Origin of the sequence: Pseudomonas brassicae (assembly GCF_010671725.1) — a bacterium.
Taxonomy (GTDB): domain Bacteria; phylum Pseudomonadota; class Gammaproteobacteria; order Pseudomonadales; family Pseudomonadaceae; genus Aquipseudomonas; species Aquipseudomonas brassicae.
The window spans coordinates 1-6414 of the sequence record NZ_JAAHBU010000334.1 but is presented as its reverse complement, the minus strand read 5'-3'; the positions used below and the strand labels follow the sequence as shown (position 1 = coordinate 6414).

The window sequence follows — 6414 nt, the reverse complement described above, 5'->3', positions numbered from 1 at the left end:
GTGCCGCTGCAGGACATGCTGCGCGGGCTGATTGCCTTCTTCGACCTGCCGATGTCGGACTTCGCCCGCGGCCCCGAAGACCAGGCCATGCTGCAGGCCAAGGGCTACCATCTTGCCCCGATGATCTGCTACGAAGTGGTCTACCCCGAGCTGGCCGCGAGCCTCGCGGCCAAGAGCGACATCCTGCTGACCATCAGCAACGACACCTGGTTCGGCAAGTCGATCGGCCCGATCCAGCACCTGCAGATGGCACAGATGCGCGCCCTTGAAGCCGGGCGCTGGATGATCCGCGCCACCAACAACGGCGTCACCGGGCTGATCGACCCCTTCGGCAAGATCAGCGCACAGATCCCGCAGTTCGAACGCGCCATCCTGTACGGTGAGGTGGTGCCGATGCAGGGGCTCACGCCGTACCTGCAATGGCGCTCCTGGCCCATGGCAATCGTCTGCGTGCTGCTGTTCGGCTGGGCCCTGCTGGCCAGCCGGATCGCCAAGACGGTCTAGTAGAACAGGCGATAGCCGAGCAGGCCGACCGCTTCATTGAGCAGTTGGCCGCTCTGCCACATCGCCTTGCTCTCCGGCATCCAGCCGCCGAACGCACGGGCATTGTCGTTGCCCAGGAAGCCCACCGGCGCACCCACCACCTCGAAGCCGGCCCGCTCGAAGCTCCACACCGAACGCTGCATGTGCCAGGCCTGGGTCACCACCACCACGCGCTTGATCCCCTGTGGCAGCAGCACCTCGGCGCTCATCCGGGCGTTCTCCCAGGTGGTGCGGCTCTGCGCTTCCTGCCAGCGCACGCTCACGCCGAAATCGCGCTGCAGCGAATCGGCCATCAGCTTGGCCTCGCTGGGCGGCGTACCGTAATGCAGCCCACCGCTGGTCAGCAGCGGCAAGCCACTGGCCTTGGCCAGTTGCGCGGCATAACGCATGCGCTCAAGGGCCACACCGGTCGGCTGGTCGACATTGCCCCACGCCGGGTCGCCGCGCTCGCGCCCCGCCCCCAGCACCACGATCGCATCGGCCCTGCCGGCCAACGCCGGCCACTGTGCAGGCTCGATGGCCGCTACGCTTTCCAGTTGGCGTGCGGCAAACTCGACCGCCACCGGCAGGCTCATCAGCCACAACCCGCCCAGCCCTGCGCCAAAGCACGCCAGCGCAGTGCGCGGCCAGCGACGGCGCAGCCACCACGCGAGCAGCAGCAATAGCAGCAGTACGCCGGGGGGCAGGATGATTTGTTTGATCAAGTAGCGAAATGGCATCAGGCATCTCCATGAATGCCCAAGGCTACAGAGAAACGGCGCCTGGCAACAACGATCACCAGGCGCCGATCAGCATGAAGTCCATGAATGCGGCGCACTCCGTCTGCGCCTGGTGCTCCCGAACGGTTATTTGCAGTGCAGCGTTCTGGGTTTGGCCGTGGTGGTGGAGCGGGCCTTGTCCTTGAGCCAGACAACCCTGGCCGAAGGCGGCGACTCCGCTTGCTGCATCGCGCCGACGCTTCCCTGCCGGCCTGCCGGAAGCGACTCCAGGTAGGCCTTGATCACCTCGAATTCGGCGCGGCTCAGGCCACGCAATTCCAACTCAGCAGGCATTTCATCGCGTAATCGAACGGCGGTGCGTGCAGTGTCGAGGGCGAGCCCCAGACGGTCGATCAACCGCTCGTAAAGCTCCGGGTTCAGTGCTTGTAGCTGCGACTCTCCCATCCGTTCACCTCATTGAAGATAGAATTCATCTCCCCCACACGTCAGCTTAGCGGCACTCGAAAAACCAGCGAGGCGCCGCGACCAACGGCCCGCGGCGCCGCTACCGATGCAATCAGGGTTTCCCACGATGGACGGGGGTCATGTATGCTACGGCGCTCACTCTTGACACCGGATTGCCGGGCGCTACGGTTTTCAACCAGCCTGGATAAGGTCTCCCATTTCTCAGCGCAAAGTAGCCATGCACGAACTCTATCAGCCCCGCGAAATCGAAGCCGCCGCCCAGTCTTACTGGAACGAGCACAAGTCTTTTGAAGTCAGTGAACAGCCAGGCAAGGACACGTACTACTGCCTGTCGATGTTCCCTTACCCAAGCGGCAAGCTACACATGGGCCACGTGCGCAACTACACCATTGGCGACGTGATCGCACGCTACCAGCGCATGCTCGGCAAGAACGTCCTGCAGCCGATGGGCTGGGACGCCTTCGGCATGCCGGCCGAGAACGCCGCGATGAAAAACAATGTCGCGCCGGCCAAGTGGACCTACGAAAACATCGATTACATGAAGACCCAGCTCAAGAGCCTGGGCCTGGCGATCGACTGGTCCCGCGAAGTCACCACCTGCAAGCCCGATTACTACCGCTGGGAACAGTGGCTGTTCACCCGCCTGTTCGAAAAAGGCGTGATCTACCGCAAGAACGGCACGGTCAACTGGGACCCGGCCGACCAGACCGTACTGGCCAACGAGCAGGTCATCGACGGCCGCGGCTGGCGTTCGGGCGCGCTGATCGAGAAGCGCGAAATCCCGATGTACTACTTCAAGATCACCGCGTACGCCGACGAGTTGCTGGAAAGCCTCGACGAATTGCCGGGCTGGCCTGAACAGGTCAAGACCATGCAGCGCAACTGGATCGGCAAGTCGCGCGGGATGGAAGTGTCGTTCCCGTACGATCAGGCCAGCATCGGCGAAGCCGGTGCACTCAAGGTCTTCACTACCCGCCCCGACACCCTGATGGGCGCGACCTACGTCGCGGTGGCCGCCGAGCACCCGCTGGCCACCCTCGCCGCCCAGGGCAACCCCGAGCTGCAGGCGTTCATCGATGCCTGCAAGGGCGGCAGCGTTGCCGAAGCCGACATCGCCACCCAGGAAAAGAAAGGCCTGGCCACTTCGCTGCTGGTGGAGCACCCGCTGACCGGCGAGAAGCTGCCGGTGTGGGTCGCCAACTATGTGCTGATGCACTACGGCGACGGCGCGGTCATGGCCGTACCGGCCCACGACGAGCGCGACTTCGAATTCGCCACCAAATACAACCTGCCGATCAAGGCCGTGGTGCGCACCAGCGCCGGCGATGAAGTGGGCAGCGAATGGCAGGCCGCCTACGGCGAACATGGCCAACTGATCAACTCGGCCGAGTTCGACGGCCTGGACTTCGCCGGTGCGTTCGACGCCATCGAAGCCGCCCTGATCAAGAAGCAACTGGGCAAGTCACGCACCCAGTTCCGCCTGCGCGACTGGGGCATCAGCCGCCAGCGCTACTGGGGCTGCCCGATCCCGATCATCCACTGCGACACCTGCGGCGACGTGCCGGTGCCCGAAGACCAACTGCCCGTCACCCTGCCAGAGAACGTGGTGCCGGACGGCGCCGGTTCGCCACTGGCGCGCCTGCCCGAGTTCTACGAGTGCAGTTGCCCCACGTGCGGCGCACCCGCCAAGCGCGAAACCGACACCATGGACACCTTTGTCGAGTCGTCCTGGTACTTCGCGCGCTATGCCTCGCCAAACTACGAGCACGGCATGGTCGACCCCAAGGCGGCCAACCACTGGCTGCCAGTGGACCAGTACATTGGCGGTATCGAACACGCGATCCTGCACCTGCTGTACGCGCGCTTCTTCCACAAGCTGATGCGCGACGAAGGTTTGGTCACGTCCAACGAACCGTTCAAGAACCTGCTGACCCAGGGCATGGTCGTTGCCGAAACCTACTATCGCGTTGCCAGCAACGGCGGCAAGGACTGGTTCAACCCGGCCGACGTCGAAATCGAGCGTGATGCCAAGGCCAAGATCATCGGCGCACGCCTGAAGACCGACGGCCTGCCGGTGGAAATCGGTGGCACCGAGAAGATGTCCAAGTCCAAGAACAACGGCGTCGACCCGCAAGCGATGATCGATGCCTACGGTGCCGACACCTGCCGCCTGTTCATGATGTTCGCCTCGCCGCCGGACATGAGCCTGGAATGGTCCGACTCCGGTGTCGAAGGTGCCAACCGCTTCCTGCGTCGCGTCTGGCGCCTGGCCCAGGCCCACGTTGGCCAGGGCCCGGCCTGGCGCGCTGGACCTGTCCAGCCTGGACGACGCGCAGAAGCTGGTGCGCCGCGCCATCCACGCCGCCATCAAGCAGGCCAGCGTCGATGTGGGCCAGCACCACAAGTTCAACACTGCGATCGCCCAGGTGATGACCCTGATGAACGTGCTGGAGAAGGCGTCGCAAGCCACCGAGCAGGACCGCGCGCTGGTCCAGGAAGGCCTGGAGACCGTCGCCCTGCTGCTGGCGCCGATCACCCCGCACATCAGCCATGAGCTGTGGCAGCGTCTGGGTCACGACGGCGCGGTCATCGATGCCGGCTGGCCGGTGCTCGACGAAAGCGCGCTGGTGCAAGACAGCATCGCGCTGGTGATCCAGGTCAACGGCAAGCTGCGCGGGCATATCGAAATGCCGGCCAGCGCCAGCCGCGAAGAAGTCGAAGCCGCTGCGCGCAGCAACGAGAACGTGCTGCGCTTCACCGAAGGCCTGAGCATCCGCAAGGTGATCGTGGTACCCGGCAAGCTGGTCAACATCGTCGCCAACTGACAGCAACGGGCGTCCTGAGTGGCGCCCGCACAGCCCACAAGGTTTCAAGGGAGCAACAACATGATCAAACGCAATCTGCTGGTAATGGGCCTGGCTGTGCTGCTCAGCGCCTGCGGTTTCCAGCTGCGCGGCACCGGCGTAACCGAGCTGAGCCTGAAGGAACTGGACGTGAGCGCGCGCAACGCCTACGGCGCTACCGTCACGCAGCTGCGTGATGTGCTGGAGACCAGCGGTGTCAACGTGCACAAGGGCGCGCCGTACAAGCTGATCCTGACCAATGAACAGGAAACCCGACGCGCGGCCAGCTATGCCGGTGGCGGCGCTCGGCGGAATACGAACTGAACAACGAGCTGACGTACGAGATCCGCGGCCTGGACGACCTGAGCCTGCTGACCGACAAGCTCGAAGTGCAGAAGACCTACGTGCATGACAGCAACAACCTGGCCGGCTCCGACCAGGAAGCCGACCAGATTCGTAACGAAATGCGCCGTGAAATGGTGCAGAAGATGGTCCTGCGCCTGCAGTTGCTGACACCCGAGCAGCTCAACCTGCTGCAACAGGAAGCTGACGAACGCGCCAAGGCCGAGGCCCAGGCGATCGACGCTGCCCGTCGCGCACAAGACGCGCAACCCCAGCAATCGCCGCTGGAACTGCCGGCCAACTGAGCCTGAACGGGGCGCTCCGGCGCCCCGCCTATTCCCATGAAGCTCTCCCCCGCCCAACTCCACAAGCACCTGCAAGGTAGCCTCGCGCCCGTCTATGTGATCAGCGGCGATGACCCGCTGCTGTGCCAGGAGGCCGCCGACGCCATCCGCCTGGCTGCACGCCAGCAAGGCTTCGACGAACGCCAGGTCTTCAGCGCCGACGCCAACTTCGACTGGGGCACCCTGCTCCAGGCCGGGGCCAGCCTGTCGCTGTTCGCGCAAAAGCGCGTACTGGAACTGCGCCTGCCCTCGGGCAAGCCCGGCGACAAGGGTGCGGCGGCACTGATCGAGTACTGCTCGCGGCCGGCCGAAGATACCTTGCTGCTGGTCAGCCTGCCCAAGCTTGATGGCAGCGCCCAGAAGACCAAGTGGGGCAAGGCGCTGATCGAGGGGCCACAGGTGCAGTTCGTGCAGATCTGGCCGGTGGACACCCACCAGTTGCCGCAGTGGATCAACCAGCGCCTGGCACAGGCCGGGCTGTCGGCCCAGCGTGACGCGGTGGAACTGATTGCCGCCAGGGTCGAAGGCAACCTGCTGGCTGCTGCACAGGAAATCGAAAAGCTCAAGCTGCTGTCCGATGGCAACCAGATCACCGTGGAGACCGTGCAGGGCGCGGTAGCCGACAGCGCGCGTTTTGACGTGTTCGGCCTGGTCGATGCGATCCTCAACGGCGAGGCCGCGCATGCCCTGCGCATGCTTGAGGGGCTGCGTGGCGAAGGCGTCGAGCCGCCGGTGATTCTCTGGGCGCTGGCCCGCGAGTTGCGCGTGCTCGCCGGGCTGGCCCAGCAGTTCAGCCAGGGCGTGCCGCTGGACAAGGCTTTCAGCCAGGCTCGGCCGCCGGTATGGGACAAGCGCAGGCCGCTGATGAGCAAGGCCCTGCAACGTCACTCGGCACAACGCTGGGGGCAGCTGTTGCAGGATGCCCAGCGCATCGATGCGCAGATCAAGGGCCAGGCCCAGGGCTCGCCGTGGATAAGCCTGTCGCGATTGTCGTTGCTGATGGCGGGACAGAGGCTGGCATTGCCAGCCGAGTAACACCCAGCCTCTGCGGCGCGGCCTTCGCTGGCAAGCCAGCTCCCACAGGTTTGTCGCTGCTCTTGAGGACAGCGCAGTACCTGTGGGAGCTGGCTTGCCAGCGAAGAGGCCCGCAGATGCACT

4 protein-coding genes and 2 pseudogenes are annotated in these 6414 nt (G+C 64.7%); 4 read left to right on the top strand and 2 right to left on the bottom strand.

The genetic code is table 11. The annotated features are described in order from the left end of the window. On the top strand, positions 1-504 hold a 504-nt coding region (locus G3436_RS20915; protein ID WP_279538694.1), incomplete at its 5' end, for a nitrilase-related carbon-nitrogen hydrolase. Here G3436_RS20915 and G3436_RS20910 read toward each other — a convergent pair. Beyond that, positions 501-1262, bottom strand: a complete 762-nt coding sequence (locus G3436_RS20910) for a YdcF family protein (RefSeq protein WP_163948992.1) — start codon at positions 1260-1262, stop codon at positions 501-503. The genes G3436_RS20915 and G3436_RS20910 overlap by 4 nt on opposite strands. Before the next feature lie 126 nt (positions 1263-1388). Next, a complete protein-coding gene (locus G3436_RS20905; RefSeq protein WP_163948989.1) occupies positions 1389-1706 on the bottom strand; it encodes a hypothetical protein in 318 nt (105 codons plus the stop codon). 238 nt (positions 1707-1944) lie between these two features. Between G3436_RS20905 and leuS the strand changes: the two are divergent. The 3 genes and pseudogenes from leuS to holA all read left to right on the top strand — a co-directional run bounded on the left by leuS (position 1945) and on the right by holA (position 6291). Next, positions 1945-4552 (top strand): annotated as a pseudogene (gene leuS, locus G3436_RS20900) (leucine--tRNA ligase). Positions 4553-4612: 60 nt separating this feature from the next. After that, positions 4613-5217, top strand: a pseudogene (locus G3436_RS20895) (LPS-assembly lipoprotein LptE). Positions 5218-5253: 36 nt separating this feature from the next. Next, a complete protein-coding gene (gene holA, locus G3436_RS20890; protein ID WP_163948986.1) occupies positions 5254-6291 on the top strand; it encodes a DNA polymerase III subunit delta in 1038 nt (345 codons plus the stop codon). Positions 6292-6414: the final 123 nt, after the last annotated feature.